This is a genomic window from Streptomyces sp. NPDC006544, assembly GCF_040611715.1.
Classification (GTDB): domain Bacteria; phylum Actinomycetota; class Actinomycetes; order Streptomycetales; family Streptomycetaceae; genus Streptomyces.
The window spans coordinates 1-1,447 of sequence record NZ_JBEXOV010000224.1; the positions used below are offsets into that span (position 1 = coordinate 1).

Here is a 1,447-nt window from a genome sequence, read left to right on the forward strand (position 1 = left end):
CCCAATGCTGGTGATTTAGGTCGGGTGCTGCCGGGCGATGCTGATGGTGGCTGGTGCGGGTGGCGGCCAGTTGTGGTGTTCGGCTCGTTTGCGGGGCCAGTTGGACATCTTGCGTTTGATCACGCGGGGGCAGGTCCGGTGGCGTCGTCGGGGTAGCAGGCGCTGGGCGATCTCAGCCAGGGTGCGGGTCAGTGCCCTGGCGAGTCGGCCGGGGGGAAAACGCCGCCTGGGCGGGGACCTGGCGGCGCACGATACGCAGGGACCGGGTGAAGGAGATCCGGTCGGGATCGGTTTCGTGGTCCAGGGCGGCCTGGTGCATCAGCTGCCGGATGGCGTGGTGGACGAGCAGGAAGCCGTAGATCTCCTGCTCCACGCCCCAGGGGTACTTGGAGCGCAGGACGAGTTTCGGTCCGCGTTGATGGGTCTTGATCTCGTCGAAGGTGGTCTCGATCTCCCAGCGCTGGGCGTATAGCGCGGCCAGGTCGGCGGCCGGGGCGGCCTCGGGGTCGCAGATGGTAGTGATCAGCCGGTAGACGTCCCCGTCGCCGCCCGGGCCCAGCGTGTACTCGATCACGCGCACCGCCACCGGGTTGGCCCGTCGCTTGCGGTCGGTGTCGGCATGGACCGCGCTGAGGTAGGAGCCGTCCGGCAGACGCTGAAGCACCGGCAGGATGGCGTTCTTCTTCACCCGCCACAACAAGTCGGCTCCGGTGGAGCGGGCGGCCTGCCACAACTCGAATCCATAGAATCCGCGGTCGGCCAGCAGCAGCATGCCCGCCGTGAGACGGGAAAACAGCTGCCGCGACAGGGTCTGCTCGCTGGCCGCCAGCGGTCCGAGGGTCGTCGCGAAGACTGCGTGGGTGCCGCACTCGGCCAGAGCGACCACCCGTGCCTGTGGGAACGCGCCCTGCCCGCGACCGGATCCCGGCCGGCCGAAGAATGCCTCATTCGCCGACGTGTCCGCGACATCGAACGTCGTGCCGTCCACCGCGACCAGCCGCCACCGCCGATACCAGGCACCCGCGGTGCCGGCCACCGCCACCGGCCGGCACGCCCGCGCGAACAGCACCTTCAAGGGTTCGGTCCCCAACCGCTCCCGCGCCCGCCCGATCGCGGCGGTCGTCGGCACCCGCCACCCCTGCCGCCAGCGACGTTCACCCTGAAGTCCCTCGCCCAGCAGCCGCGCGACCTCCTCATACGGCTGGCCGAAGAACAGGCACATCGCGAGCACGAAGTAGACCACCACGCGGGCGGGCAGCAGCCGACTGCGCTGCTCGGCCCGCCCGCACTCCGCGACCACCTCATCAACCAGCCACGGCGGAAACGCCCGCGTCAACACCCCGACCGCGATCCGATCCGACAACCGCTCGCCCGCAGACGACTTCACCTGCCCCGCCCTCGCCACAACCCAACCAACGAGCCCGAGACACCTAAGTCACCAGCATTG

The 1,447-nt window shown here is 69.7% G+C and carries 1 protein-coding gene; it reads right to left on the minus strand.

The features are described 5' to 3' along the window. Positions 1-172: 172 nt before the first annotated feature. A complete protein-coding gene (locus ABZY44_RS37685; protein WP_356662065.1) occupies positions 173-1,405 on the minus strand; it encodes an IS4 family transposase in 1,233 nt (410 codons plus the stop codon). Between the last annotated feature and the right edge of the window lie 42 nt (positions 1,406-1,447).